The 25,050-nt window shown below is 65.3% G+C and carries 21 protein-coding genes and 2 pseudogenes; 10 read left to right on the forward strand and 13 right to left on the reverse strand.

Features of this window, described 5'->3' with window-relative positions; translation table 11 throughout:
* Positions 1 to 101: 101 nt before the first annotated feature.
* Positions 102 to 1,613 carry an FAD-dependent oxidoreductase gene (locus AC3IPM_RS18210; protein ID WP_489301642.1) on the reverse strand — a complete coding sequence of 504 codons (1,512 nt, stop codon included), beginning with the start codon at positions 1,611 to 1,613 and terminating at the stop codon, positions 102 to 104.
* Positions 1,614 to 1,658: 45 nt separating this feature from the next.
* Between AC3IPM_RS18210 and AC3IPM_RS18215 the strand changes: the two genes are divergently transcribed.
* Positions 1,659 to 2,144, forward strand: coding sequence for a MarR family winged helix-turn-helix transcriptional regulator (locus tag AC3IPM_RS18215; protein ID WP_489301643.1), 486 nt, complete (start codon positions 1,659 to 1,661; stop codon positions 2,142 to 2,144).
* Between the two features lie 66 nt (positions 2,145 to 2,210).
* On the opposite strand, the gene AC3IPM_RS18220 is transcribed toward AC3IPM_RS18215, so the two are convergent.
* On the reverse strand, positions 2,211 to 3,257 hold the full coding sequence (locus AC3IPM_RS18220; RefSeq protein ID WP_489301644.1) for an efflux RND transporter permease subunit: 1,047 nt from the start codon (positions 3,255 to 3,257) through the stop codon (positions 2,211 to 2,213).
* Between the two features lie 150 nt (positions 3,258 to 3,407).
* On the opposite strand from AC3IPM_RS18220, the gene AC3IPM_RS18225 reads away from it, so the two are divergent.
* From AC3IPM_RS18225 to AC3IPM_RS18240, 4 genes are all read left to right on the forward strand, one after another.
* Positions 3,408 to 4,214, forward strand: a complete 807-nt coding sequence (locus tag AC3IPM_RS18225; RefSeq protein WP_489301645.1) for a MipA/OmpV family protein — start codon at positions 3,408 to 3,410, stop codon at positions 4,212 to 4,214.
* A gap of 31 nt (positions 4,215 to 4,245) precedes the next feature.
* On the forward strand, positions 4,246 to 5,253 hold the full coding sequence (locus tag AC3IPM_RS18230) for an aspartyl/asparaginyl beta-hydroxylase domain-containing protein (protein ID WP_489301646.1): 1,008 nt from the start codon (positions 4,246 to 4,248) through the stop codon (positions 5,251 to 5,253).
* Between the two features lie 97 nt (positions 5,254 to 5,350).
* Positions 5,351 to 6,034 (forward strand): response regulator transcription factor, encoded by a 684-nt coding sequence (locus tag AC3IPM_RS18235; RefSeq protein WP_489304208.1) that lies wholly within the window; start codon positions 5,351 to 5,353, stop codon positions 6,032 to 6,034.
* Complete coding sequence (locus AC3IPM_RS18240) at positions 6,031 to 7,410, forward strand: sensor histidine kinase (RefSeq protein ID WP_489301647.1); 1,380 nt, start codon at positions 6,031 to 6,033, stop codon at positions 7,408 to 7,410. The genes AC3IPM_RS18235 and AC3IPM_RS18240 overlap by 4 nt, the downstream gene beginning before the upstream one ends.
* A 117-nt stretch (positions 7,411 to 7,527) precedes the next feature.
* Here AC3IPM_RS18240 and AC3IPM_RS18245 read toward each other — a convergent pair.
* A pseudogene (locus AC3IPM_RS18245) lies at positions 7,528 to 7,725 on the reverse strand (IS3 family transposase); the annotation flags it as partial.
* 138 nt (positions 7,726 to 7,863) lie between these two features.
* Positions 7,864 to 8,070 carry a DDE-type integrase/transposase/recombinase gene (locus tag AC3IPM_RS18250; protein ID WP_489301648.1) on the reverse strand — a complete coding sequence of 69 codons (207 nt, stop codon included), beginning with the start codon at positions 8,068 to 8,070 and terminating at the stop codon, positions 7,864 to 7,866.
* Between the two features lie 230 nt (positions 8,071 to 8,300).
* Between AC3IPM_RS18250 and AC3IPM_RS18255 the strand changes: the two genes are divergently transcribed.
* The 3 genes from AC3IPM_RS18255 (at position 8,301) to AC3IPM_RS18265 (ending at position 11,780) form a co-directional block, all read left to right on the forward strand.
* Positions 8,301 to 9,803: a YifB family Mg chelatase-like AAA ATPase gene (locus AC3IPM_RS18255; RefSeq protein WP_489301649.1), complete on the forward strand. Its 1,503-nt coding sequence runs from the start codon at positions 8,301 to 8,303 to the stop codon at positions 9,801 to 9,803.
* A 197-nt stretch (positions 9,804 to 10,000) separates the two neighbouring features.
* Positions 10,001 to 11,002 carry an aldo/keto reductase gene (locus AC3IPM_RS18260; protein ID WP_489301650.1) on the forward strand — a complete coding sequence of 334 codons (1,002 nt, stop codon included), beginning with the start codon at positions 10,001 to 10,003 and terminating at the stop codon, positions 11,000 to 11,002.
* A 106-nt stretch (positions 11,003 to 11,108) separates the two neighbouring features.
* On the forward strand, positions 11,109 to 11,780 hold the full coding sequence (locus AC3IPM_RS18265) for a VOC family protein (protein WP_489301651.1): 672 nt from the start codon (positions 11,109 to 11,111) through the stop codon (positions 11,778 to 11,780).
* 20 nt (positions 11,781 to 11,800) lie between these two features.
* Here AC3IPM_RS18265 and AC3IPM_RS18270 read toward each other — a convergent pair whose 3' ends face one another.
* The 8 genes and pseudogenes from AC3IPM_RS18270 to AC3IPM_RS18305 form a co-directional block, all read right to left on the reverse strand.
* The gene (locus AC3IPM_RS18270; RefSeq protein ID WP_489301652.1) at positions 11,801 to 13,000 is read right to left on the reverse strand and encodes a sulfate/molybdate ABC transporter ATP-binding protein; all 1,200 of its coding nucleotides are present in this window, start codon (positions 12,998 to 13,000) and stop codon (positions 11,801 to 11,803) included.
* 46 nt (positions 13,001 to 13,046) lie between these two features.
* Positions 13,047 to 13,871: pseudogene (cysW, locus tag AC3IPM_RS18275) on the reverse strand (sulfate ABC transporter permease subunit CysW); the annotation flags it as partial.
* Between the two features lie 31 nt (positions 13,872 to 13,902).
* On the reverse strand, positions 13,903 to 14,760 hold the full coding sequence (cysT, locus tag AC3IPM_RS18280) for a sulfate ABC transporter permease subunit CysT (RefSeq protein ID WP_489301653.1): 858 nt from the start codon (positions 14,758 to 14,760) through the stop codon (positions 13,903 to 13,905).
* A 37-nt stretch (positions 14,761 to 14,797) separates the two neighbouring features.
* A complete protein-coding gene (locus AC3IPM_RS18285; RefSeq protein WP_489301654.1) occupies positions 14,798 to 15,802 on the reverse strand; it encodes a sulfate ABC transporter substrate-binding protein in 1,005 nt (334 codons plus the stop codon).
* Between the two features lie 27 nt (positions 15,803 to 15,829).
* A complete protein-coding gene (gene cysG, locus AC3IPM_RS18290; protein WP_489301655.1) occupies positions 15,830 to 17,287 on the reverse strand; it encodes a siroheme synthase CysG in 1,458 nt (485 codons plus the stop codon).
* A gap of 132 nt (positions 17,288 to 17,419) precedes the next feature.
* A complete protein-coding gene (locus AC3IPM_RS18295; RefSeq protein ID WP_489301656.1) occupies positions 17,420 to 18,160 on the reverse strand; it encodes a phosphoadenylyl-sulfate reductase in 741 nt (246 codons plus the stop codon).
* Between the two features lie 63 nt (positions 18,161 to 18,223).
* Entirely contained in the window at positions 18,224 to 19,969 is a 1,746-nt protein-coding gene (cysI, locus tag AC3IPM_RS18300; protein ID WP_489301657.1) for an assimilatory sulfite reductase (NADPH) hemoprotein subunit, read from the reverse strand.
* Entirely contained in the window at positions 19,969 to 21,765 is a 1,797-nt protein-coding gene (locus AC3IPM_RS18305) for an assimilatory sulfite reductase (NADPH) flavoprotein subunit (RefSeq protein ID WP_489301658.1), read from the reverse strand. Before AC3IPM_RS18305 ends, cysI begins: the two co-directional genes overlap by 1 nt.
* Positions 21,766 to 21,943: 178 nt before the next feature.
* On the opposite strand from AC3IPM_RS18305, the gene cysD reads away from it, so the two are divergent.
* Together cysD and cysC are read left to right on the forward strand one after the other, a co-directional pair.
* On the forward strand, positions 21,944 to 22,855 hold the full coding sequence (cysD, locus tag AC3IPM_RS18310) for a sulfate adenylyltransferase subunit CysD (protein ID WP_489301659.1): 912 nt from the start codon (positions 21,944 to 21,946) through the stop codon (positions 22,853 to 22,855).
* A 37-nt stretch (positions 22,856 to 22,892) separates the two neighbouring features.
* Positions 22,893 to 24,731: an adenylyl-sulfate kinase gene (gene cysC / locus AC3IPM_RS18315; protein ID WP_489301660.1), complete on the forward strand. Its 1,839-nt coding sequence runs from the start codon at positions 22,893 to 22,895 to the stop codon at positions 24,729 to 24,731.
* A 55-nt stretch (positions 24,732 to 24,786) separates the two neighbouring features.
* Here cysC and AC3IPM_RS18320 read toward each other — a convergent pair whose 3' ends face one another.
* Positions 24,787 to 24,933: a hypothetical protein gene (locus tag AC3IPM_RS18320; protein ID WP_489301661.1), complete on the reverse strand. Its 147-nt coding sequence runs from the start codon at positions 24,931 to 24,933 to the stop codon at positions 24,787 to 24,789.
* Positions 24,934 to 25,050 lie beyond the last annotated feature (117 nt).

Consider the following 25,050-nt stretch of genomic DNA (forward strand, 5'->3'; position numbering starts at 1 on the left):
GTATGCGTGGTTGGGTGGGCAGCTATGCCGCGCTGGACGCAGAGCGATACCGGCATCGACCGGATACAGCCCTGCGCCAAGATCCCTAGATGGTCTGCCCATCACGTCATGGGCAAGGCCCCTGCAAAGTTCGCCAAGTAGTCACTGACCACCTGGACCTCGCTCAGGCGCGCAGTCGCGCCGATGTAGCCATCCGGTCGAATCAACACCAGGTCGCCACGAGAGACTCCGTAGGCGCTGGCGAACGTACCGGCGGAGTCGAGTAGTTCGGTTTCTTCTCCAATCATATGCAGATTGACGCCTGACCAGTTCGGCAGCGAACCTCGCTCTATGCCACATGCCAGCAGCGTCCAGTGCGGACCTTTCAACAGCTCGAACAATCGAATAGGCATCCCAGCCTGTCCAACCAGCAATGCGTCCGGTGCCCGACTACCGGAGATGATTATGGATGAAGGTGATGCCGTCGCCGATTGCAAAAGCACCGAATCGTCATAGCAAAGATCGAGCTGCTTGGTTTCACGGCCCCGTCGAAGGTCCCCCTTCTTGGCCGCCTCCAGAAGCTTCGTAGACATCCCCAGCATGTCCGCAGCAATTGGGCGACGCTCTTGCTCATAGCTTTCCAGCACAACATCTGGCGCGCCCGCCAGTACGGCAGCAAGCTTCCATCCAAGGTTGTACGCATCCTGCACGCTGGTGTTCAAACCCTGCCCCCCGGTGGGAGGGTGCGTATGAGCCGCATCGCCAGCCAGGAAGATGCGGCCAACCCGGTAGCGATCTGCAAGGCGAGCATTCATCGAGTACGCCGAGGACCATTGAACCGATTTGACGTGAATATGCGTTTGTCCAGTCCTCGTCTGGATCATGGCATTCAGTCCTTCCGCAGACAGGTCTACATCTCCTTCCAACGGGATAGGTGCCTGGATCTGGAACAGCGGGGTTCCGGCCAGAGGACATAGCGACACGTAACGCTCCATGGATGCTTCATTGAAGCGATGCCACACCGTGCGGTCCAGGCCAGATAGGGTCACATCAGCGACGATAGCGCGAACACCAAGGGTCTTGCCCGGAAACTCAATGCCTAAATTGCGGCGGACAAAGCTGCGACCACCATCGCAGGCTACGAGATAGCTGCAGCGGACGGACGAGCCGACGCCATCACGCACGAGGACGGTACTCACCCCATCGATGTCCTGTTGAATTTCGGTGAGCTCAACACCGTACTCTGGTGCATGCCCAAGTTCGGCCAAGCGGTCGCGCAACACCCTTTCGGTCTGGAATTGAGGAACCATGAGAGGTTTGCTGTATGGCTCGGTCGAGCATTGCGTCGCCAGCTCAGCATCTACTTCGGCTGCGCTGAAGCTCCCGTCCTCGCTGTAATTACGCTCGGCTGGATAGAGTCCGCCGACACTGGCGATGCGGTTGACGATCCCCAAGTCCTCAAACACCTCCAAGGTCCGGGGCTGAATAGCCTTTCCCCGTGAACCGCCAAAAGGCTGGTTGATTTTGTCTACGAGACGGAAGCTGACGCCTCGTCGAGCCAAGTCCAGGGCAAGTGTGAGACCGGCCGCGCCTGCGCCGCAGATTAATACGTCCAACTGAGTCGAGTCTTTCACGGCCGCTCCTTTATGTGTAATATGCACATATCTTGAGGGAAGCTTATGCCAAAGAAAGAAAGAGTGCAACATGCACATAATTCTGGCGAATTGAAGGAACTTCACTCAGCGCTGCTCAGCATCGTTGCGGAGATGAACCGACCCCAGCGGGATGCCGAGATCGTTCGGGACGCCGGAATATCGCTGGAACGCGCACTGTTCCCGCTCTTGGTGCGAATTGAGCGTCAAGGTCCGATTGGTGTGGTCGAGCTGGCCGATGCGGTCGGACGCAACTACACCTCGGTGAGCCGCCAAGTGGCCAAGCTGGAAGAACTGGGCTTTGTGCGCAGGCAGCCAGGCGCTGGAGACAAGCGGGTGCGTGACTCCGTGATCACGGACAAAGGCCGGGCGCTGACCGACAAGGTGGACATCGCGAGGGCCAGGATCGGACACGCCATCTTTGATGCATGGAACGAGCAGGACGTATCGGATCTGGTCCGTCTCATGCTGCGATTCGCCAAAGACCTGGAGGAGAGCGGCAAAGACGTCTGAGTGTTGGCCAGCGCCTCGCTGCCCCGGCCAACCCTGGCCGGGGCAATGCAGCCCCCCTGCCTTACCTCAAGCAGTCTCCACCTTCGGCGGTAGCAACTGGTACATCACTGGCGTCACCACGCGTGCCAGCAATGTGGATGCCAGCAAGCCGCCGATCATTACCACTGCCATTGGCGCGTAGAGCCCCGTATCGGACATGGCCAGCGGCGACAGGCCGCCAATCGCAGTGACTGAGGTCAGCAACACCGGCAGGAAGCGCTGCTCACCCGCCTGCTCAATGGCCTGTTGGAGTGGCATGTCTGCCCGCCGTGCGGCGTTGGTAAAGTCCACCAATAGGGTCGAGTTTTTGATTTCGACACCCATCAGTGCCACGGAGCCGAGGATCGCCGTGTACGACAACGGGAAGCCCGTGATCCAAAGCGCGACGATAGCGCCGCCGACCCCGAACGGGATGACACCCAGGACGATGGGGGTAGAGCGGAAGCTGCCGAACTCCATCACCAAAATCGCGATGATTTCGAAGATGGCCAACAACGATGCGGTGCCCAGGCCACCCCAACTCGTTTCCGCGGCCTCCACCTCGCCACCAGCCTGCAACTGGTAGCCATCAGGCAAGCGGATCTTGTCCAGCATCTCATGTACCGATCTGGATACCATGCGCTCGCGCATGAATCGATCGATTCGAGGTGGACCGGCCTCTAGGCGAGGGGAGGCGATCTGGGCGAGCGGAATCTTGCTGCCATCAAGCTCGCTCTGGAACCAGATCTTCTGCACGCCCTCCAGTTGTGGACGATCGGCACAGTGCATACGCAGCATCACCGGATACGCATCACCACGGCTATCCCGATAGGTTGTCGCCTGCAACCCGGACACCGCAATTCTCACAGTGGAATCGAATTGCTCTGGCCCAACAATACGAACCTCGATCGGGGCATCGACGGGCACGCCGTTCTTGAACTGCTTCACTTGGATATGCGCATCCGGATAGGCGCCCAACTGCAGCTGGAGCTGGTCCAGAAGTCGCTGGCTGCGCTTTCTCTCCCATGCAGCCATCGTCACGAACACGTCAGCCACGGCAGTGGGTGCGCAGGCCGCGGAGAATCCCATCGTCATGTCATGGCTGCGTCGGAGCGTCCGGAACTCGTTAACGACATTTAACCGACGTAGCCCGAGCAAGATGCCGCCACACCAGCTATCTGGACGGCAATAGCATCCGCCACGTGATGGTGAGCACCTCCTCTCAACATACGACAAGGCAATTCGATGAAGCCCACTATTACTGTGCTGGCCTGCCTGCTTGGCGTGCCGGCCGTCTCCCTTGCCCAGATTGCCAAGGCAGAGACTTCCTCTTCCGAGCGACCGCCCTATGAACTCGGACTAGGCCTGGGCGTTGCAGCCGGTGAGAGTCCTTATGCCGGTGAAGGGACGCGGATAAATCCGATCCCTCCGATCATCTTCGAAGGTGATAGGTTCTTCTTCCGAGGAATCTCCGGTGGCATGCACTTGGTCAAGGGCGACACGTTCAGCCTCGATGCGATTGCTGCCCTCAGAATGGACGGAATCAAGAAGAAGGATTTCGGGACTCGCCAACTTGCTCTGAACGGAATCGATCGCTCGCTTCTCGAAGACCGCGATGACAGCCTGGACATGGGGCTGACTGCCAACTGGGCAACCGCGGCTGGCGACTTTGAGTTCACGGCAAAGGCCGATGTGACGGGTGCCAGCGAAGGCTACGAACTTGTTGCCCGATACGGGTACGACTTCCAGGTGGGAGGCGGCTTGCTCACGCCCCATATCAGAGTCAGCCACCTCTCAAAGGACATGTCCAACTACTACTACGGCACCTTGGACAAAGAAGTGGCACGAGGGGTGCTGGACTACAAGCCAGATGCCGCGACGATTCCTTCTGTAGGGGTCACTTACGTACGTCCAATCGGCAAAGCATGGCGTTTCATGGGTCGAGTCGAGTACAGCACGCTGCCCGATGAGATCAGCGATAGCCCCTTGGTCGATCAGGATACTGATGGCGTTGGCTCGATCATGATCGGCTTCACGAGAAGCTTCTGGTGAGTACCCGGACCCGGCGAAAGGCGCGCCGGTCATGATCGGGATTGCCCTGGGCATGGACGCCCTCATTCCGACCGTCATCGCTGGTGCAAGCGCAGCAACGGCGTGGCTGCTGGCCATGACATACGTCTATCGCTTTCGTGGCAAGGCCCGCTACGACAGCCTGCGGCAGTACTTGCGCAAGAGTTGGCCGGTGTTCGCTCTCCCTAATACGCTGCTCTATCTATTCACCAAGCGCAAGGCCCGTGGACCCTACGTAAACCTAAACAACTATCGCGATCTTTCTGTGCTTTCGGAGTACTGGGAGACCATACGTGATGAAGCCTTGGCGCTGCATCAGAAGGGCGGCTTCGAGGGCGCCCGGCAGGACGGGACGCCTGGGTCATATGACGTAGGCTTCCGCACGTTCTACAAGTACGGTTGGAGCCGTTACTACCTCCGCTGGTATGGGTATACCCATGCCTCTGCCAAGGTCAGTTGCCCAAATACACTGGAAATCCTCTCCACATTCCCCGAAATAAGGGGAGCGATGTTCGCAATACTACCTCCGCGGTCGGGTCTAACAGCGCACGCCGATCCCTTGGCATGCTCGCTGCGCTACCACTTGGGGCTGTCGACACCCAACAACGTAGCGTGCTTCATCAATGTCGATGGAGTCGAGTCGTCGTGGAAGGATGGCGAGGCGTTCGTGTTCGACGAGACCTACCTGCATTTCGTGAAGAACGACACCGACCAGCTGCGCCTGATCCTAATGTGCGACGTGGCCCGCCCCATGCACCTCCCTGGCCGAATTCTGAATGCGGCCTACTCGCTCTTGGCGCGGGCGGCACTGACCCCCAACGATGAACGTGATCGGCGTGGCCCCGCCAGCGCACTCTTCGCCAACATCTCTCCACTTCTGGCGCGAGCAAAACTACTACGCGAGCGGAATCGGCCGGCATATAATTCGCTCAAATGGGGCATCAACCTGGCGCTTCTTGGTCTTGCGCTGGGATCGGTCGGCGTCATCATTTCCCTGATGCTATGGCTGTTCAGCCAATGATGTTCGCATCAGGCGAACGTTCCAATCACTCCTTTAGTGAAGCAGCAGACACGGAGCCTTCGATCAAGTGAAAGCAAGCCTGAGCCATTCAACATCGCTGAAGATCCTCATCATTGAGGACAACAGTGCGCTTGCGGCGAACATCTTCGACTACTTGGAAGCCTGCGGGCACACGCCAGACGCTGCGCCAGATGGAACATCCGGGTTGAATCTCGCTATACACAGCCGGTATGACGCGATCATCTTGGATTGGATGCTGCCCCGCATGGATGGGATGAGTGTTCTGCGCAAGCTGCGTGAGGTGCACGGCTGTCGCACTCCAATCGTGATGCTGACAGCAAAAGACCAACTCGAAGGAAAGATGCTCGGCTTCGAAAGTGGCGCGGACGACTACTTGGTCAAGCCCGTCGCCCTTCCCGAGCTCGAGATCCGCCTTCGGGTGATGGTGGGGCGCGCTCAAGCCAGTGCTGCGGCCGAGAGAATTCTCCGCGTATGCGATCTAAGCTACAACCTAGATACTCTTGCGATATCCAGGGCCGGTCGAAACCTGACCCTCTCTCCAACGTTGCGCAACGTGCTGGAGGTTTTGATGCGTGAGTCACCGCGTACAGTACGCCGTGAACGACTGGAAAGCCTTATTTGGGGCGACGATGTTCCTGAAATGGATCTGCTCAGATCGCACATGTACTTGCTCAGGCGTGCAGTAGATCACATCGGGGAAGACAAGCTCCTACACACAGTCACAGGCACCGGGTTCAGGCTCAGTGGCGTTGCTGAATGAAGTTTTCATGGCATCCCCGCAGCTTACGGCTGCTGATCAATGCCAGCCTGTTGTTGTTCGTAACCATGTTGGCGCTCGGACTTACGGTCCAAGGCAATCTGAGCCAGGCACTCGTAGAGCACCCAATCTGGCGGCAGGTACTGGAGTCGAGCACTCAGTTGGTTCTGAAGAGCGCCCACGGTGACGTTTCGTCTATTGTTCCCGCCCATGGCGCGGTGAAAGGCTGGGTGGTTCCGTCGGACGGGACTGCGCCGCCCTCCATGCCTGCGAGCCTTGCCGCACTGCCTCTGGGCTACTACCGCGAAAGTCAACTGGACATGGATCCTGATGCCTCCATGTTGGCGCGTGTAACGTCGATCCTGACGCCGCGCTGGGGACCGTTTGCTGATGATGTTGATGCACCTTCAAGCTTTCGCAACTACTCCGTTCTTGTGACTGCGGTTCCTCAGGGACGACTTGTCATGGCTATCGACATGACGGAGTTTGAGAACGACCAGAACGGCAGCGTCCAGCTAAGTGTGCTCTTCCTCATATTCAATCTCATCCTCACGAGCATCGTGATTTGGTGGCTGCACCTCAGCCTGACCCGCCCGATCGATGACCTCGCAAGGAAAATGCGCGACCTCAACCCGCTAAAGCCGTCGCAGCGACTGCCGACGAACTATCGCAAGACCGAGCTCAACACTATCGCAAGCGAAGCGAACGCGCATCTCGATCGCGTCGAGCAGGCCATTGAGAGAGAGCGTAGCCTGCTCGATCAGGCAAGCCATGAGTTCAGGACACCCCTAGCCGTGATATCTGGCGCTGCCGACGTGCTAAACAAGCTCGGGTTGGAGCCGCGTGCGCAGCGTCCGCTCGACAGAATTGACGAAGCCGTTGATGTCCTGACTAGAATCATGGATGCCCTGTTGTACCTTTCTCGCGAACCCAGCCTGAAGGACAAGAGCGAAGTATCCATCGTCCACGGTCTTCTTCCTGGACTGATCGAGGATCACAGATACTTGTTGGCCGGGAAGCCTGTGGCCCTCATCCTCGAAAGCAACGAGGCCACGGTTGTGCGCGCGCCAGAGTCCATGGTGCGCATCGCAGTGGGGAATTTGCTACGAAATGCCGTCGAGCACACTCATGGCGGCGAGGTCCGAGTGTCGCTGAAGGATGGACTGCTGCTGATACGAGACTCAGGCACTGGATTCGATATCGCGCTCGTCGCACAGCGCTACACAGAGTCTCTTAGGAGCTCTGCTCCGAAAACTGGCGGGGCGGGCCTCGGACTGTTCCTTACTCAGCGGATATGCGAGCGTTTTCGATGGACGCTTACTCTTGCATCATCCCCATCCATGGGGACTTCGGCCACCATCGATTTCAATGATGTCTAGATCGCCTCATTGAGATCCATCGAGCGGCTAGAAGACCGAGTCGTGGTCATTGGCAGAGAGCTCGACGGCGAGCCATTGGTGAACGCGATCAACGAGAAGACCTGGAGCTACCAGGATTTAGTGGACACCTGAGCGGCGTGGTCGATGTGCCGCGTCGAACTCGACGGGGCTAACGCCACGGAGGTGGCTATGTCGACGGATCGGATTGCAGAAGCCTTCGATGTAATCGGATACGTCCAGCGCAGCCGTTTGGCAGTCCGCGTAGATGCGCTTCTTGATGCACTCCTTCTTCAGGCTTCCGAAGAAGGATTCGGCGACTGCATTGTCCTAGGAGTTCGCGCGCCTGCGGATGCTGGGCTCGAGATGGTTTTCCTTGCAGAGGCGTCGCCATGCATCACTTCCGTACTGCGTTCCCTGATCCGTGTGGATCAGGGTGTTTCGAGGTCTCCTGAATCAAACGGCCTTCAAAATCGCCTCCAGAACCAGTTCTCGGTGGATCGTCGGCTTGACTGCACAGCCGATGACCTTGCGCAGGAAGAGGTCCACGACGACGGCCAGATATCGCCAACCCTGCCAAGTACGGATATAGGTAATATCCCTCACCCACGCCTCGTTGGGCCTCGACACCGTGTACTGGCACTGCAGCAGGTTGGGAATCAATGCGTGTGGCTTTGGGGCGGGGATATGGCGTATGCGGTATCCATTTGTTCAACGGATGTAATGCGCGGGGAGGCCCCGTCTAGCCGCTGTGTGTGGCGAGACGGGGCAGCGTCGGCGACCTCACCTCTGCGGAACGGATCCCGCCCCCACACACCGCCACGGCGTTGACCTACAGACCCGGCACCGCTACCCGGCCATGCTTGCTGCCTCCTCGTTGCTTCTGGAACCTCATGAGCCTGGCGCTGGTACACAGCCGTGCCCGCGCTGGCATCAACGCGCCGGCGGTGCGGATTGAAGTGATGTTGACCGGCGGACTGCCGCATACCCAGATCGTCGGTCTGCCAGCCACCGCCGTGCGCGAATCGCGTGACCGCGTGCGCGCCGCGCTGATCTGCTCGCAGTTCGAGTTTCCGCAGCGCCGCATCACCATCAACCTGGCCCCGGCGGACCTGCCCAAGGAGGGCGGCCGTTTCGACCTGGCCATCGCGCTGGGCATCCTTGCCGCCAGTGGCCAGATCGATGCACAGGCGCTTTCCCGGTATGAGTTCCTCGGCGAGCTCGCGTTGACCGGGGAGCTGCGCGCGGTCGATGGGGCCCTGCCCGCGGCCCTCGCCGCCGCCGCGCTTGGCCGGGGCCTGATCGTCGCGCCCGACAATGGCGCCGAAGCGGCCCTGGCCCAGCATGCCGACGTGCGCGTGGCGCGCACGCTGCTGGAAGTCTGTGCCGGGCTCGGCGATCACCTGCTACCGCAGGCCCAGCCTGTCGATGTCGCCGCGCAGGCCATTGCCGACCTGCGTGATGTCCGCGGCCAGCAGCAGGCCCGGCGCGCGCTCGAAGTGGCCGCCGCGGGTGGGCACCACCTGTTGCTGCTCGGCACGCCCGGCTGCGGCAAGACGCTTTTGGCCTCGCGCCTGCCCGGGATCCTGCCCGATGCCACCGACGCCGAGGCGCTGGAAACCGCCACCATCACCTCGTGCAGCGGGCACGGCATCGACGCAGGCCGCTGGCGGCAGCGTCCCTACCGGGCCCCGCACCATACCGCCAGTGCGGTGTCGCTGGTCGGCGGCGGGTCGCATCCGCGTCCTGGCGAGATTTCCCTGGCGCACAACGGCGTGCTGTTCCTCGACGAACTTCCCGAGTGGAGCCGGCATGCCTTGGAAGTCCTGCGCGAACCGCTGGAGTCCGGCCATGTGGCGGTGGCGCGCGCCGCGCGGCGAGAGATATTTCCAGCCCGCTTCCAGCTGGTTGCCGCGATGAACCCCTGCCCCTGCGGCTGGGCCGGTGACCGCAGCGGGCGCTGCTGCTGCAGCGCAGACAGCATCCAGCGCTATCGCGGCCGCGTCTCCGGCCCGCTGCTGGACCGCATCGACCTGCATGTGGACGTGCCACGGCTGGAACCACGTGAACTACGCGACGATGCGCCACCGGGCGAGGACAGCGCCACGGTGCGTGCACGCGTCGTGGCCGCACGCAACGTGCAACTCACGCGCAATGCTAAGCCGAATGCGCAGCTGCTACCGGCCGAGTTGAGCCAGTTCTGTGCGCTCTCACGTGAAGACCAGCAGTTGCTGGAGGATGCCGTGGAGCAGCTGCAGCTCTCCGCCCGCTCGATGCACCGCATCGTAAGGGTGGCGCGCACGATTGCAGACCTCGACGGGTGCGTGGCGATTACCCGCGCACATCTCACCGAGGCAATCGGGTACCGGCAACTGGACCGCGGCAACAGTGTCTGAAACGACATCACCAAGCGACCCGCCAACCGCCTGCCATGGCCTTTGTTGACCCCGGCGCAAAAGAACTTCGCGCACGGGCGGCTTACTCCCGGGGAATCCGACGACCACACTGTAGTCCTGGCCGTTGCAGCGGCTCTTCCCTGCCCTACACGACACACCGTACGCGCGCCCCGGCGTGCGTGCCCCAGGAGAACACCATGCGCCTTTCCATTCCCACCCGCGTTGGCTTCGGCACCGCACCGCTGGGCAACATGTACCGCAACATCCCCGAACAGGAGGCCCTGGCCACCGTCGAAGCCGCCTGGCAACAGGGCATCCGCTACTTCGATGCCGCCCCGATGTACGGCGCCGGGCTGGCCGAGCTGCGCCTGGGCGAAGCGTTGCAGCAGCACCCACGCGAGGCCTACGTGCTCAGCACCAAGGTTGGCCGGCTGATCCTGGACGAGGTGGAGGACACCACCACCCGTGACCTCGGCGAGAAGGGCGGCCTGTTCGAGCACGGCCTGCCCAACAAGATCGTCTACGACTACAGCGCCGATGGCACCCTGCGCGCCATCGACGCCAGCCTCAAGCGCCTGAAGACCGACCGCCTGGACATCGTGTGGATCCACGACCCGGCCAGGGACTTCCACGGCGAGGCCTGGCGCGATGTATTCGATGTGGCGATGAACGGCGCCGCCAAGGCGCTTACCCGGCTGCGCGAGGAAGGCGTGATCAAGGGCTGGGGCCTGGGCGTGAACCGCGTGGAGCCCTGCGAGATGGCGCTGCGCCAGTCCGACCCGGACGGGTTCCTGATCGCCGGTCGTTACACCCTGCTCGACCATGCCGACGCCCTGCGCGAACTGATGCCGGCCAGCGCAGCGCGCGGGGTGGGGATCGTGGTGGGCGGCCCGTACAATTCCGGCATCCTTGCCGGCGGCGCGCACTACGAATACCAGCAGGCGCCACCGGAGATTCTGGCCCGCGTCGCTGCCTTGCGCGCGCTGTGCGCCACCTTCGCCGTGGATATCCGCGCGGCCGCGCTGCAGTTTGCCCTGGCGCATCCGGCGGTGGCCGCCGTGATTCCCGGTGCCAGCCAGCCCAGCCGCATCGCCGAGAACCTGGCGTTGGCCGATGCCGTCATTCCGCCAGCCTTCTGGCAGGCGCTGCGGGCGCAGGGGTTGGTCGCAGCCGAAGCACCGCTGCCCGGGCTGGTGTGACGAAACGGGGCCGCGTGCGTGACTGCGCTGGCGGCCCCGGTATTCGCACGGGGCCCAACGCGGCAGCACTTTGGCAACCGCAGCGTGCATCGGGCACTATCCCTGTATGCGTATCGAACAGCTGACTCTGCCCGTTTCCGATCTGCCTGCCGTGCAGGCGTACTTCCGCGACACCCTGCAGTGCGAGGTCGCCGGCGACACCGTCCACATCGGCTGGAGCACGCTGCACCTGATCCCCGCCGGCGTGCTGCCGGTCGGCGGTGTCCACCTGGCCTTCAACGTGCCGCACAACCGTTTCATCGAAGCCACCGCATGGCTGGACGCGCGCGCCACGCGTCAGCGCGATGCCGAGGGCCGTGAGCATTTCAGTTTCGAAGGCCGCTGGGATGCCGAATCGATCTACTTCACCGGCCCCGATGGGCTGATTCTGGAGTTGATCGCCCGGCGCCGGTTGCCCGCATCGGATCGGCAGGGCGCCTTCCACGGCAGCGAGATGACCTGCATCAGCGAGGTGGGCCTGCCGGCGGTTGCGGTGGATGCGACGCACGCGCGTCTTGAGGCCGCATTCGGCGTGCAGCCGTTGTCACCGCCTACGGCGTACTTCGCGCCGCTCGGCGATGACGAAGGCTTGCTGATCGTGGCCGATGCCAGCCGTCGGTGGTTTCCCGAGCAACGCGCGCTGCCCAATGCGCAGGGCCTGCAGCTACGGCTGAGCGGTGTCAGCGCAGGCGCTACCGCGGCCGACGACGCGCTGGGCTGGCGCGTGCACAGCGTCTGAGCGGTACCGCAAAGGCATGCTCAGGTCGGGTCGGCATAGATCCGGTGGCGCAGCAGCCGGAGCCCGACTACATCACCCACCCCGGGCAGCTGCAGGTCCGGTGTGGCGGCCAGTTCGACGTCCACGGGCCCAGCCTGCCCCGGCAGTTCCAGTGCGATGGTGGCGCGGTCGGCCAGGGTGCGGGTCGCCAGCACGCGCGCCTGCAAGCCATCATCGGCGGTGGTCAGCGCGATATCGTGCGGGCGCACATGCAGGGTCGCGCGGCCGTGCCCGATGCTGTGGCAGGACAACGGCGCGGTTTGCCCGTCGATGAGGAAGCGGGTGCCATCGCGCGTACCGGCCAGCGTGTTGGCGCGGCCGATGAAACCGAACACCGCGCGTGATGCGGGGGCGTTGTAGATCTCCTCCGGCGAGCCGACCTGATCGATGCCGCCCTCGCGCATCACCACGATGCGGTCGGCCAGTTCCAGTGCCTCGTCCTGGTCATGGGTGACGAACAATGTGGTCTGCCCGGTCTGTTCGTGCAGCCGCCGCAACCAGCGACGCAGTTCGAGGCGTACTTTCGCATCGAGCGCGCCGAAGGGCTCGTCCAGCAGCAGCACGGTGGGCTCGATGGCCAGCGCACGCGCCAGCGCCACGCGTTGTTTCTGCCCACCGGACAGCTGCTCGGGATAGCGCCCGCCCAGGCCCGGCAGCTGGATCAACGCCAGCAGTTCGTCGACGCGGCGCAGGATGGTCGCGTTGTCCGGGCGTCTGTGGCGGGGACGGCTGCGCAGGCCGAAGGCGATGTTCTCGGCCACGGTCATGTGGCGGAACAGGGCGTAGTGCTGGAACACGAAGCCGACGTTGCGCTCGCGCAGGCTCAGCCGTGTGGCGTCGGTGTCGCCGAACAGAACGCGGCCGTTGTCGGCAGGCAGCAGCCCGGCAATGACCCGCAGCAGGGTGGTTTTGCCGGAACCGGAGGGCCCCAGCAACGCAACCAACTCGCCCGCTTCGATCCGCAGGTCGATGCCATCGAGCGCCAGCTGGCCTGCATAACGCTTGGAAACCCCCTCGATGCGCAGGTCGGTGCCCTGTGCATGCGAGGTCCGGCCGGCGAACGCGGGTGGCAGCGCGCCGCGCGGCGCGATGCTGCGATGGCCGGGCGCGGTGGCGTCCTGCTCGATCTCGGGGCAACTGCCGATGCGTGCGAACGACGCGGCGACCTTGTGCGGGCTCATAGCGGAATCCTGGAAGGAGGGAGATGAAACGGGCGCATCGGCGTCATCACTGCCGCCGGTGCGCCGCGGCCAACGCATCGCCGTGGCGCGCTTCCAGCCAGTACTTGGCGACCAGGGTGAACAGCGCCAGCACCGCGAGCAGGGAGGCCACCGCGAACGCCGCCGTGGCCTGGAATTCGTTGTAGAGGATCTCGATATGCAGCGGCAGCGTGTTGGTCAGCCCGCGGATGTGCCCGGACACCACCGACACCGCACCGAACTCGCCCATCGCCCGCGCGCCGCACAGCAGCACGCCATACAGCAGCCCCCACTTGATGTTGGGCAGCGTCACCCGGAAGAACATCGTCCATGCGCCGGCGCCCAGCGAACGCGCCGCCACTTCTTCCTCGGTGCCCTGCTGCTCCATCAGCGGCACCAGCTCGCGCACCACGAACGGGAACGTGATGAACAACGTGGCCAGCACGATGCCCGGCCGGGCGAACAGGATGCGCACGTCCCACTGCGCCAGCCAGCTGGCGAACCAACCGTGGGCGCCGAACAACAGCACCAGGCACAGCCCGGCCACCACCGGCGAGACCGCGAACGGCAGGTCGATCAAGGCCATCAGCACGCGCTTGCCGGGAAAGTGGAAGCGGGTGATGGCCCACGCGGTGGCCAGGCCGAACACGGCATTGACCGGAATCACGATGGCCGCGGTGAACAAGGTCAGTTGCAGGGCCGAGACCGCGTCCGGGTCGGTCAGCGCGGCGAACCAGGTGCCCACGCCCTTGGCGAACCCGGCGGCCAGCACCATCACCAGCGGCAGGATCACCAACAGCGCCATGACCAGCACGGCCAGGCCGATCAGGCTCCAGCGTACCCAGGCCGGTTCGTCCAGCGCGTGCGGCTGGGCTGCATGCGGCTCAGTGTGCATGCGGGCGCCGCCGTGCATGCGCGAACAGCAGCGGGATGGCGTTGATGGCCAGCAGGCATAGGAACGAGGCCACCAGCAGCACCGCGGCAATGGCGATGGCGCCGTTGTAGTCGTACTCCTCCAGCCGGATCACGATCAGCAGCGGCGCGATCTCGGTCTGGAACGGGCGGTTGCCGGCGATGAAGATCACCGATCCGTACTCGCCCAGCCCGCGCGCGAACGCCAGCGAAAAACCAGTGAGCAGCGCCGGCATCAGTTCGGGCAGCAGCACCCGGCGCAATGTGGTCAGCCGCGAGGCGCCCAGCGAGGCCGCCGCTTCTTCCTGCTCGCGCCCCAGCGTCTGCAGGATCGGCTGTACTGTGCGCACCGCGAACGGCAGGCCGATGAAGACCAGCGCGATCACGATGCCGGTGGTGGTATAGGCCAGCTGGATTCCCAACGGGGCGAGCCAGCGGCCGACCCAGCCGTTCTGCGCATAGATCGCGGTGAGCGCGATGCCGGCCACGGCGGTGGGCAGGGCGAAGGGCAGATCGACCAGCGCATCGAGCAGGCGCCGTCCCGGAAAACGGTAGCGCACCAGCACCCAGGCCAGCAGCGCGCCGGCCAGCAGCGCCAGTACGGCGGCCACCAGCGCGGTCAGGAAGCTCACTTTGAGCGCCGCATGCATGCGCGGGTCCTGCAGCGCGCGCAGCCAGCCGCTGCTGCCCAGGCCGGCGGCGTGCACGGCCAGCGCGGTCAGGGGCAGCAACACGACCAGGCTCAGCCAGGTCATGCCCAGGCCCAGGCCCAGCCCGAAACCGGGAAGCGGCTGACGCCAGCGGTGGCCTGGCAGGGCGATGGCGCTCATGGCCGGAACCGTGCGCGTGGACGGAGGACGGATGGCCTCATTTCGGCTGGTAGATCCGGTCGAAGAATCCGCCATCGGCAAAGTGCGTGGCATGCGCCTTGGCCCAGCCGCCGAACGCCTCGTCGATGGTCACCTGTGCGATCGGGTGGAAGCGTGCCAGCGATGCGGCCGGCACACTGCCCGGCTCGACGGGACGGTAGTAATGCGCCGCCGCCAGCCGCTGCCCGGTGGGCGAGTACAGATAGCGCAGATAGGCCTCGGCCAGCGCCTGGTTACCGTGGCGGGTGGCATTGCGGTCAACCACGGCCACCGGCGGTTCGGCCTTGATGCTCAGGCTCGGATAGACGATCTCGAAATTGCGGCGGATCGCCGGGTCGGCCAGGGTCAGCAGTGCCTCGCTCTCCCAGGCCAGCAGCACGTCGCCGATGCCACGTTCGACGAAGGTGGTGGTGGAGCCGCGTGCGCCGGTATCGAGCACCGGCACATTGCGGAACACCTTGCCCAGATAGTCCAGCACCTTGTCGCCATCACGATACTTGCGCGATGCCCAAGCCCAGGCCGCCAGGTAGTTCCAGCGTGCGCCGCCGGAGGTCTTCGGGTTCGGGGTGATCACGCCGATGCCCGGCGTGGCCAGGTCGCCCCAGTCGGCGATGTGCTTGGGGTTGCCCTTGCGCACCAGGAACACGATGGTCGAGGTGAACGGCACGCTGTTGTGCGGCAGGCGCGTCTGCCAGTTGGCCGGCAGCAACTGGCCATTTTTGGCGATGGCATCGATATCGCCCGACAATGCCAGGGTCACCACGTCGGCCTCCAGGCCGTCGATGACCGAGCGCGCCTGTTTTCCGGAACCGCCGTGCGATTGGCGGATCTTCAGGGTATCGCCGGCCTCGCCGCGCCATTGGGCAACGAAGGCGGTATTGAACTCGGTGTAGAACTCACGGGTGGGGTCGAAGGAGACGTTGAGCAGTTCGACTTCCTTGGCGTTCGCCGCCGAAGACACCAGGGCGAGCGCCAGCAGCGCGGTCTTGAGGAAAGGCTTCATCGTGGGCAGTCCGGGCAAGGTGGGGAGTCAGGCGGCGTGGGCGAGTGCGGTGGCGGGAACCGCGTCCAGCGGCGGTGCGCCGAACCAGTGCAGCGATGCGGCCAGTGCGGCCACTTCGCCGATGACCAGCAGGGCCGGCGAACAGACTTGGTGCGCGGCGGCGCGTTCGGCCAGCTCGGCAAGCGGTCCGGTCACCACGCGCTGGTCGTGGCGGGTGCCGTTCTCGATCAGTGCGAATGGCGTGTCCGCCGCGCGGCCGTGGGCGATGAGGTGATCGCGGAAGTCGGCCAGGCGGGCCACGCCCATGTAGATGGCCAGCGTCTGCCGCGGCTGTGCGAGTGCGGCCCAGTCCAGGCTGTCCTCGGTGCGGGCGCAGTGCGCGGTGAGCAGGCGCACCGACTGCGCGTGCCCGCGATGGGTCAGCGGGATACCGGCATATGCGGCACAAGCGACCGCCGCGGTGATGCCGGGCACCACCTCATAGGCGATGCCGTGCGCGCGCAGCACTTCAAGCTCTTCGCCGCCGCGCCCGAACACGAACGGGTCGCCGCCCTTGAGCCGCACCACGCGCCGGCCTGCCAGCGCATGTTCGACCAGCAGCGCGTTGATCTCGTCCTGGGTAGTGGCGTGGTGGCCGGCCTGTTTGCCCACCTCGATGCGCTCGGCATCGCGACGCGCCAGGTGCAGCACTTCATCGCTGACCAGGCGGTCGTGCAGGATCACATCGGCCTCGTTCAGCACGCGCAGGGCACGCAGCGTAAGCAGGCCCGCATCACCCGGCCCCGCACCCACCAGGGCAACCGAGCCGAGGGGCGGCGCGCCGGCAGCGGCGGTGTCGTCCTGCGCCGCCAACACGGCATCGAACGCGCGCTCGGCATCGATGTGCCGACGACGGCGCAACAGGGACTGCAAAGGGCCGGCCAACAGGCGCTCGAACGCACGGCGGCGTGCACCGATGTCGGGCCAGCGCGCACGGATCCGCTCACGATGCTGCGCCAGCAGTTCGGCCAGCGCACCGAAGGACGCATCGAACTGCGTCTCCAGCCGCTCGCGCACCAGCCGGGCCAGCATCGGCGCACCGCCGCCGCTGGAGATGGCGATCTGCAGCGGGCCGCGCTCGACCCGCGCCGGCACGTGGAAGCGCGACAGCGCGGTGTCATCCACCACATTGGCCCAGATCCGGCGGGCGCTGGCGGCCTCGGCAACCTGGGCGTTGACCCCGGTGTCGTCGGTGGCGGCGATCACCAGCCAGGCCGTGTCCAGCCAGGCGGCCTCGAAGCTGCCGTCGAGATGGCGGATCCTGCCCGATGCGGCCCACGTGGCCAGCGCCGGCTCCAGCCCAGGCGCACCCACGTGCACCTGCGCGCCGGTATCCAGCAGCGACTCGACCTTGCGCCGGGCCACCGCGCCGCCGCCGACCACCAGCACGACGCGGCCGCGCAGGTCGGCGAACAGCGGATAGAGGCGGGCATCATCCAGGGACATGCGTCGGCTTCGCGGCGGGAGAAAGAGTGACGCTAGCGGTCGGGCCGCAAGTGCGGAAATAGCGCACGCGCCTGCCATCATGCGATCCGGGCATAAGTGCCGGATCCGGGCCTGGGCAGGCGCAGCGGGGGACTAGACCGCCAGCTCGGGGCCGTCGTCGAAATGCAGGCCGCACTCGCGCTTCAGACCGAAGAAACGCGTGTCTTCCTCGCGCATGCCGGGCTCGAGCTTGCGCGAGGTATGCCGGTCGCCGATGGAGACGTAGCCTTCGTGCCACAGCGGGTGGTACGGCAGTGCGTGCCGCTCCAGGTAAGCCCACACGTCCGCATCGCTCCAGTCGGCCAGCGGATGCAGTTTCCAGCGGCCGTCGCGCCGTTCCAGGAAGTCGATGCCAGCCCGGGTCTTGGCCTGGCTGCGACGCAGGCCGGCAAACCAGGTACCCACCTCCAGCTCGCGCAGCGCACGCTGCATCGGCTCGACCTTGCGCAGGCGGTTGTAGCGGGTGATGCCATCCACCCCGTCCTCCCAGACGCGGCCGAGGCGCGCCTCCATCCAGGCGATACCGATCTGCGGCCGGTACACCTTCAAATTCAGCCCGAGGCGCTCGGTCAGGGTGTCGATGAAGCGGTAGGTCTCGGCGAACAGATAGCCGGTATCCACCACGATCACCGGCACATCGGGCTGCTGCTGGCTGACCAGATGCAGGGAGACCGCCGCCTGCGCGCCGAAACTCGACGACAACGCATGCGTGCCGGGTGTATTGGCCAGCGCCCATTCAACGCGCTGTTCGGCGGTGCGGGTGCTCAGCCACTGGTTGAGCTCGGCGAGGGCGACGGAAGACTGGGCGGCGGTGGCCGGATCGGGCGGTGTCATGTGGGAACCTGTGCGGATGTCCTGCGGAGGGTGGGGAGAAGGCAGCGGGCGTACGGGAAGCGCTCAGGCCAGCAGCCGGAGCGGCACAACGTCGTTGCGGTCGTCACGCGCCGCGATGGCGATGACCTGGTGGCGGAGCAGGAAATCACCGAAGCCCTCGCCCACCGCGCGCGCCTGGGCGTAGTCGGCGAACAGCGGTTCCAGCGCCGCGAGGATCTGCGGCTCGGAGATGTTTTCGCGATACAGCGTGTTCAAGCGCTGGCCGCGATGGTCGGCGCCGAGCATCAGGTTGTAGCGCCCCGGTGCCTTGCCCACGAGCGCGATCTCGCCCAGGTATGGGCGCGAGCACCCATTGGGGCAGCCGCTGATACGCAGGTGGATCGAGGCATCGCCGATGCCGTGCTGATCGAGCAGCGCTTCCACCTTGCCGACGAACTCGGGCAGGTAGCGCTCGGCTTCAGCCATCGCCAGGCCGCAGGTGGGCAGCGACACGCAGGCCAGCGCATTGCGCCGCAGCGCGCTGGCGGTGCGCCAGCCATCCAGCCCGTGTGCGACCACTAGCGCTTTCACGCCTTCGCGCAGGGCAGCGGGAATGCCGGCGATCACCAGGTTCTGATTCGCGGTCATGCGGAAGCGCGCCGCGTGGCCGGGTGTGGCATCGAGCAGGTGCGCGATCTCGCGCAGACCGGTGAGGTGGCTGACCGCCGCGCCCAGGCCATCCAGGGCGCCGTCGACGATACGGCCGGCCGGAATGCGCAGGGTCAGGTGTGCCTCGCCATTGTCACCGTCCACCCAGCCGAAACGGTCGCCGTTGTGCACGAAGGCGAAGCCACGCGCCGGCTGGAAGGCGAAGTTGGTGCGTCGCTCGACCTCGGCCTTGAACCAGTCCAGGCCGTGGTCGTCGATGGTGTATTTGAGCCGTGCGCGCTTGCGCACCTCGCGATTGCCGTGGTCGCGCTGCGCGGTCACCACCGCTTCGCCCACTGCAATCACCTGCTCGGGCGTGACAAACCCGATGACATTGCCCAGCCGCGGGTAGGTCTCGGCATCGCCATGGGTAGCGCCCATGCCGCCGCCCACGCTGACGTTGTAGCCAAGCAAGCTGCCGTCAGCCTCATCCAGTATCGCGATGAAGCCCAGGTCCTGCGCGAACACATCCACATCGTTGTACGGGGCCACCGCGAAGCCCACCTTGAACTTGCGCGGCAGGTAGCGCGTGCCGTAGATCGGCTCCTCCTCCACCCCGCTGCCGACGACCAGCACCTCGTCGAGCCAGATCTCGTAATACGCGCGCGTGTTCGGCAGCAGGTGTTCGGACAGCGCCGCCGCATCGGCATGGATCCGTGCATGCACCGCCGACAGCTGCGGGTTGGCCGACACCGCGACATTGCGGTTCACATCGCCGCAGGCCGCCAGCGTATCCATCAACGTGGCGTTGATCGCCTGCATCGTCGCCTTCAGCTCGGTCTTGATCACGCCGTGGAACTGGAATGCCTGGCGGGTGGTGATGCGCAGGCCGCGTTCGGCGTAGGTGGTGGCGATGGCATCGAGCTTCAGCCACTGCGCCGGCGTCACCACGCCGCCAGGGGTGCGGGTGCGGATCATGAAGCTGTAGGCCGGTTCCACCTTGGCCAGCCGCCGCTCTTCGCGGATATCGCGATCATCCTGCTGGTAGCTGCCGTGATACTTGATCAGAGTCTGGTCGTCTTCGCGCAGGCTGCCGGTGACCGGATCGGCCAGGCTTTCCAGCAACGAGCCGCGCAGGCGATGGCTGCGCGATTTGATGTCTTCAACCGAATGCGCGGACATCAGTACACCTCCCGGGCGTAGCGGCCCTGCGACTGCAGGGCGGAAAGACGTTCCAGCGCGGCCTCATGGCCGCCTGCGTGCTCGGCGAATATCTCCAGCAGCGCCTGGTGGACATCGCGACCCATCGCCAGTGCGCCGCATACATACAGGTGCGCGCCACCTTCCAGCCAGTCGAACAGCGCCCTGCCCTGCTCGCGCAGGCGGTGCTGCACATACACCTTGTTGGCGCCGTCGCGCGAGAACGCCAGGTCGATGCGATCCAGCGTGCCGGCCTTGAGCGCCCGCTGCCATTCCAGCTGGTAAAGGAAATCGCTGCGGAAGCGCGGGTTGCCGAACAGCAGCCAGTTGCGGCCACTGGCGCCGATCGCCGTGCGCTCCTGCAGGAAGCCGCGGAACGGGGCCACACCCGTGCCGGGCCCGATCATGATGACGTCGCGAGCCGGATCGGCCGGCAACCGGAAGCGCTCGTTCGGCTCGACGTAGATCGGCAACTGCTGGTCTTCGCCACTGTCGGCCAGCAGGCGCGAGGCCACACCCCAGCGCGGCTGCCCTGCCCGCGCATAAGCAACGTGGGCAACGGTGAGGTGTGCCTCGTTGCCCACCGCCTTCTGGCTGGAGGCAATCGAGTACAGCCGCGGCGTCAGCGGCCGCAGTGCCGCCACCAGGGCGGTGGCATCCCACTGTCCCGGCGCGTCCTGCAACAGATCGATGACCTGGCGTTCGGACAGCCACCCGGCCAACGCCGTGGCGTTGTCTGGCGACAGTGCGGTACGCAGCGCGTCGTCATTCGCGCGCTCGGCATGGGCGGCTACGAAGGGCCGCGCCAACCGGGTCAGCTCGCGCTTGCTTGAAAGCCATTCGCGCAGTGGCAGTTCCGCGCCGCCGTGGGTAACCGGCGCATCCCCGTCCAGCCGGGTGGTGGCCAGCACCGCGTCCACCAGCGCCTCGGCGTTGCGTGGCCACAGGCCCAGCGCGTCGCCGGGCTGGTAGCTCAAGCCGGCGCCCTCCAGTGACACCTCGATATGCCGCACATCCTTGTCACTGCCGCGCGTGGTGATGCGCTGGTTGACCAGCACGTCGGCGGCGAACGGGACTTCGCGGCTGAAGGCAGAGGGTGCAGCAGCGCCATGCGGACGCAGCGGCGTCACCGTGGCAATCGGCTTCAGCAGGTCCTTGGCCGCGGCGATCGCACGCCCACGCCACGGTACCGCGACCGTCTCGATATCCAGGTCCGCCTCACCCAGCTCCAGCAGGCGCTGCCCGCCCAGCTCGGCCAAGCGCGCGTCCAACTGCCGGGCCACCGCGCAGAATTCCGGGTAGCTGGTGTCACCCAGGCCAAGCACGGCGAACTGCAGCTGCTCCAGCCTTGGCGCGCGCTTGCCCAGCACGAAAGCATGCAGCTCACGCGCATCATCGGAAGGCTCGCCTTCGCCCTGGGTGCTGACCACCAGCACCAGGTGCCGCTCGGTCTTCAGTTCGCGCGATGAATACGCATCGGCCCGCAGCAGCCGCACATCGATACCGCCCGCCCGTGCATCCTCGGCCAGCTGCTCGGCCACGCGCCGGGCGTTGCCGGTCTGGCTGGCGTAGACGATGGTCAGCTGCCCGGCCTCCACCGCTGCCGGGCGCGGCCCCGGTGCGGCCTGCGGCAGCGCGGCACCGCGCGTGGCCAAGCCGGCGGCATAGCCGGACAGCCACCACAGCCCCGGTGCATCCAGGCCCTCGACGATACGGCCAAGCGCTGCCGCCGTCTCCTCGGAGAAGGGGGTGAGCTGCAGGGCGTTGGGAGGCGACATGGGCATGGCGACCGACAGGCCGCAGGTTCGGAGTCGACCTCAAGGCTAGGTCAGCAGCGTTACGCGGAGAAGCAACCGGCGGTTATCGCCTTATGCCACGCGGTGATTTACGGAGCGGGTAGGAGCGCTGCCTAGAATGCGGCCAGTCCGAACCGACCGCCTTGGCCCACCACCGCTCATGAGCCTCACCTCCACCGCCAGTGATCTCGACCGGCTTGAAGCCGAAAGCATCCACATCCTGCGCGAGGTTGCCGCAGAGTGCCGCAACCCGGTGCTGCTTTACTCCATCGGCAAAGACAGCTCGGTGCTGCTGCATCTGCTGCTGAAGGCCTTCGCACCGGCACGCCCGTCGATTCCGCTGCTGCATGTGGACACCACCTGGAAGTTCCAGGAGATGATCACGTTCCGCGACCGGCGCGCCGCCGAAACCGGCGTGGACCTGCACGTGCACATCAACCCGGATGGCGTTCGCGATGGCGTGGGCCCGCAGTCACACGGTGCCAGCGTGCATACCGAAGTGATGAAGACGCTGGCGCTCAAACAGGCGCTGGCAGCCGGTGGCTACGATGCGGCCATCGGCGGTGCACGCCGCGATGAAGAGAAGTCACGTGCGAAGGAGCGCGTGTTTTCCTTCCGCGATGGCCAGCACCGCTGGGACCCGCGCCAGCAGCGCCCGGAGCTGTGGAATCTGTACAACGCACGCGTCAGCAAAGGCGAAAGCGTTCGCGTGTTTCCGCTCTCGAACTGGACCGAACTGGATGTGTGGCGCTATGTGCAGCGCGAGCAGATTCCGGTGGTGCCGCTGTACTTCGCCGCCGAGCGCCCGGTGGTCGAGCGCGATGGTGCGCTGCTGATGGTGGATGACGCGCGCTTCGTGCTGCGCGAAGGCGAAGTGGTGCAGTCACGACGGGTGCGCTTCCGCACGCTGGGCTGCTATCCGCTGACCGGCGCGGTGGAATCCGATGCCGAAGACCTCGACGCGATCATCGCCGAGATGGTTGCCGGGCGGGAATCCGAACGCGCCGGGCGGCTGATCGACCATGCCGACGGCGACTCCATGGAAAAGAAAAAGCGCGAGGGCTACTTCTGATGCACCGCACGCAAGACAACCTGGGAAGTGACGTGTCATGAGGCAAACAGCGGCATTGGATTTCCTGCGCGTGGTGGCCTGCGGCAGCGTCGACGACGGCAAGAGCACCCTGATCGGCCGCCTGCTGCACGAGGCTGGCCGCGTACCGGATGACGAACGCGCCGCACTCGCGCGCGCCAGCGCCAGCCACGGCACGCGCGGTGACGACATCGACTACGCGCTGCTGCTGGACGGGCTGGACGCGGAGCGCGAACAGGGCATCACCATCGATGTTGCCTGGCGACACCTGCAGACCCCGCAGCGGCGCTTCCTGATCGCCGACTGCCCCGGCCATGTGCAGTACACCCGCAACATGGCCACCGGCGCCTCGATGGCGGATATCGTCATCGTACTGGTCGATGCCGGCAAGGGCCTGCTGCCGCAGACCTTCCGGCATACCGCCATCGCTGCATTGTTCGGCGTGCGGCACGTGCTGCTGGCGGTGAACAAGATGGACCGCATCGGCTACCAGCGCGACACCTTCGAGCAGATCGCCGCGCAGTACCGCAGCCACGCCGCGCGGTTAGGCATCGACAACGTCACCGCCATTCCGGTAGCCGCCGCAGTGGGCGACAACGTCACCACGCGTTCCACCGCCATCGACTGGTACGACGGCCCCAGCGTGCTCGAGCACCTGGAAACGGTGCGGGTGGCCTCGCGCGCCGGCGATGCCACGAGGCTGCCGGTGCAATCGGTGCTGCGCGATGCCGACGGTGCCCGCTGGTTGACCGGCACCCTCACCGCAGATGCGCTGGAGCCGGGCGACAGCGTTCGCGTGGACCCGGCGGGCGTGGCCGCCACGGTGGACGCGATTCACGTGGCCGGCCACGCGCGTGACGTTGCCTACGGTGGCGAAGCCGTTGCGGTGCGCCTGCGCGAGGATGTCGATGCCGGGCGTGGCGATGTGCTCACCCTGGCGCACGCGCCGCTGCAGAGCAGCGACCAGTTCGTAGCCGATGTGCTGTGGTTCGACGAACAGGCGCTGGTCCCCGGCCGCCGCTACCAGTTCAAACTGGCCACCCGCACCGTGGGGGCGCGGATCAGCGAGCTCAAGCACCAGCTCGACCCCGAAAGCCTACAGCCGCTGGCGGCCAAGCGCCTGGCGTTCAACGAAATCGGCGGCATCGCGCTGTCGCTGGATGCCCCTATCGCCTTCGCACCGTATGACGAAGACCGTGCGCTGGGTGGCTTCATCCTGGTGGACCCGCTCAGCCGCGCCACCGTGGGCGCCGGCATGATCCGGCACAGCCTGCGCCGCGCCGACAACGTGCACTGGCAGGCACTGGATGTGGATCGCAGCGCCCGCGCAAACCTGAAAGGCCAGCTGCCGCGCTGCGTCTGGTTCACCGGCCTGTCCGGCGCGGGCAAATCGACCATTGCCAACCGCGTCGAGCGTGAGCTGCTCGCCCGCGGCGTGCACACCTACCTGCTCGATGGCGACAACGTGCGCCACGGCCTGAACCGCGACCTGGGCTTCACCGACGGCGACCGGGTGGAGAACCTGCGCCGCGTGGCCGAGGTGGCCAAGCTGATGACCGACGCCGGCCTGATCGTGCTGGTAAGCCTGATCTCCCCATTCCGCGCCGAGCGTGCCGCTGCGCGCGAACTGTTCGGCGAAGGCGAGTTCGTGGAAGTCTTCGTCGATACGGCGTTGGAAGAGGCCGAGCGTCGCGATGTAAAGGGCCTGTACGCGAAGGCACGGCGCGGCGAGCTGCCCAACTTCACCGGCATCGACTCGCCTTACGAAGCCCCCACCGCGGCCGAACTCGTGCTGGATACCCGCACCGAGACCACCGAACAATCGGCCCGGCGGGTGATCGCGGCCTTGCTCGACTGAGGCGCCCTGTGTCCGGCGACGATGACCGTCGCCGGACAGATCAAGCGTATCAAACTCACTCTTCCTCGTCCTGCCATCCCTGCTGCTGGTTCTGGTTGCGTTGCTGCTCGTCCTGCTGCTGTTGCTGCTGCTGATCGCGCCCGCGCTCGGCGGGCGAGTCGCGTTGGTTGCGCTGGGAATCGGGCTTGCGCTGCTGGGTCATGGGAAGTCTCCGGGGCCACCGGCGGATGCCGGGGTGGGGACATGCTGTGCAGGGTGGGGTTAAGGGCGTGTGGGAGATTGCTCAGAAAATCGTCAAGCGGGCAGCGCCTGCCGGTGG

This window comes from Stenotrophomonas sp. GL_111, from assembly GCF_057835245.1.

What these genes read in the sequence shown, in the direction of transcription:
- AC3IPM_RS18215 (WP_489301643.1), top strand. Translation starts at nt 1,659, where the DNA reads ATGCCAAAGAAAGAAAGAGTGCAACATGCACATAATTCTGGCGAATTG.
- AC3IPM_RS18220 (WP_489301644.1), bottom strand. Translation starts at nt 3,257, where the DNA reads ATGACGATGGGATTCTCCGCGGCCTGCGCACCCACTGCCGTGGCTGAC.
- AC3IPM_RS18225 (WP_489301645.1), top strand. Translation starts at nt 3,408, where the DNA reads ATGAAGCCCACTATTACTGTGCTGGCCTGCCTGCTTGGCGTGCCGGCC.
- AC3IPM_RS18230 (WP_489301646.1), top strand. Translation starts at nt 4,246, where the DNA reads ATGATCGGGATTGCCCTGGGCATGGACGCCCTCATTCCGACCGTCATC.
- AC3IPM_RS18240 (WP_489301647.1), top strand. Translation starts at nt 6,031, where the DNA reads ATGAAGTTTTCATGGCATCCCCGCAGCTTACGGCTGCTGATCAATGCC.
- AC3IPM_RS18255 (WP_489301649.1), top strand. Translation starts at nt 8,301, where the DNA reads ATGAGCCTGGCGCTGGTACACAGCCGTGCCCGCGCTGGCATCAACGCG.
- AC3IPM_RS18260 (WP_489301650.1), top strand. Translation starts at nt 10,001, where the DNA reads ATGCGCCTTTCCATTCCCACCCGCGTTGGCTTCGGCACCGCACCGCTG.
- AC3IPM_RS18265 (WP_489301651.1), top strand. Translation starts at nt 11,109, where the DNA reads ATGCGTATCGAACAGCTGACTCTGCCCGTTTCCGATCTGCCTGCCGTG.
- AC3IPM_RS18270 (WP_489301652.1), bottom strand. Translation starts at nt 13,000, where the DNA reads ATGAGCCCGCACAAGGTCGCCGCGTCGTTCGCACGCATCGGCAGTTGC.
- cysT (WP_489301653.1), bottom strand. Translation starts at nt 14,760, where the DNA reads ATGAGCGCCATCGCCCTGCCAGGCCACCGCTGGCGTCAGCCGCTTCCC.
- AC3IPM_RS18285 (WP_489301654.1), bottom strand. Translation starts at nt 15,802, where the DNA reads ATGAAGCCTTTCCTCAAGACCGCGCTGCTGGCGCTCGCCCTGGTGTCT.
- cysG (WP_489301655.1), bottom strand. Translation starts at nt 17,287, where the DNA reads ATGTCCCTGGATGATGCCCGCCTCTATCCGCTGTTCGCCGACCTGCGC.
- AC3IPM_RS18295 (WP_489301656.1), bottom strand. Translation starts at nt 18,160, where the DNA reads ATGACACCGCCCGATCCGGCCACCGCCGCCCAGTCTTCCGTCGCCCTC.
- cysI (WP_489301657.1), bottom strand. Translation starts at nt 19,969, where the DNA reads ATGTCCGCGCATTCGGTTGAAGACATCAAATCGCGCAGCCATCGCCTG.
- AC3IPM_RS18305 (WP_489301658.1), bottom strand. Translation starts at nt 21,765, where the DNA reads ATGTCGCCTCCCAACGCCCTGCAGCTCACCCCCTTCTCCGAGGAGACG.
- cysD (WP_489301659.1), top strand. Translation starts at nt 21,944, where the DNA reads ATGAGCCTCACCTCCACCGCCAGTGATCTCGACCGGCTTGAAGCCGAA.
- cysC (WP_489301660.1), top strand. Translation starts at nt 22,893, where the DNA reads ATGAGGCAAACAGCGGCATTGGATTTCCTGCGCGTGGTGGCCTGCGGC.
- AC3IPM_RS18320 (WP_489301661.1), bottom strand. Translation starts at nt 24,933, where the DNA reads ATGACCCAGCAGCGCAAGCCCGATTCCCAGCGCAACCAACGCGACTCG.